General features: G+C 72.2%; 1 protein-coding gene. It reads left to right on the top strand.

The genetic code is table 11. The features are described 5' to 3' along the window. Positions 1-145: 145 nt before the first annotated feature. Positions 146-1,108 (top strand): cyclase family protein, encoded by a 963-nt coding sequence (locus HET64_RS38495; protein WP_215111861.1) that lies wholly within the window; start codon positions 146-148, stop codon positions 1,106-1,108. Positions 1,109-1,180 lie beyond the last annotated feature (72 nt).

Genomic DNA, 1,180 nt, shown 5'->3' with positions numbered 1-1,180 from the left:
CCGGGGACCCTGTCCGCGCTCGGTCCCCGTACACCCCGTGTGCCGTCGTCGTCCATGAACCACTGCCCCCTTGACCTGCCGGTCCGTCCGCTGCCCCGGTCAATCTAGTGCGCGGACACGGTGAGTTCAGCAACGCGCCCGGATAGTGACGTCCCGCGAGGCCGAGCGGACGCGGACCGCCTCGTCCCTGCCGGCCGAGTTCCACGAGATCGCGAAGCGCGTGAACAACTGGGGTCGCTGGGGCGGGGCCGACGAGATCGGCACGCTCAACCTGATCACCGACGCGGTCGTGCGCGAGGCCGTCGCCACCGTCCGCACGGGCCGCCGGATACCGCTCGCGCTGCCGCTCCAGCAGGACGGGGTGCAGAGCGGACTCATCCCGGGGCGGATCAATCCGCTGCACACGATGGTCCAGATCAACCAGGAGATCTTCGGCCCCGGCACGGTCGCCACCAGCGACGACGCCGTCACGATGGGCCTCCAGGCCTCGACCCACTGGGACGCCCTGACCCATGTCTCGCACAGCGGGAAGATCTACAACGGCCGCCCGGCGGACACGATCACCGCCCACGGCGGGGCCCGGTTCTCCTCGATCGCCACCGTGGAGCACCTCGTCTCGCGCGGAGTGCTGCTGGATGTGGCCCGCGCCCGGGGGGTGGACCGGCTGCCCGGCGATCACGCCGTGACGCCGGACGACCTGACCGCGGCGGAGGACTTCGGGGGCGTACGCGTACGGGCCGGGGACATCGTGCTCGTACGGACCGGGCAGGTGCGCCTCGCGCTGGCCGGCGACCGGCAGGCGTACGGCTATCCGTCGCCGGGGCTCTCGGTGCGCACGCCCGAGTGGTTCCACGCGCGGGATGTCGCGGCCGTCGCCAACGACACCCTGACCTTCGAGATCTTCCCGCCGGAGATCGAGGACCTGTGGATGCCGGTGCACGCGCTGCATCTGGTCGAGATGGGCATGCCGCAGGGCCAGAACTGGAACCTGGAGGCCCTGTCCGGGGCCTGCGCGGAGGAGGGCCGGCACGCTTTCCTGCTCACCGCGTCGCCGGAGCCGTTCGCCGGGGCCACCGGCTCGCCGGTCGCCCCGGTGGCGATCCTGTGAACGGCCTCCGCGCGGGGGAAAGGGAAGCGGAAGGGGCTCGGGACGGCAGCGGAAACGGGGGCGGGACAGGGA

This window comes from Streptomyces sp. McG3, assembly GCF_018619185.1.
Classification (GTDB): domain Bacteria; phylum Actinomycetota; class Actinomycetes; order Streptomycetales; family Streptomycetaceae; genus Streptomyces.
Note: the sequence above shows the minus strand (reverse complement) of the source record. Positions and strands in the feature narration are given on the sequence as shown.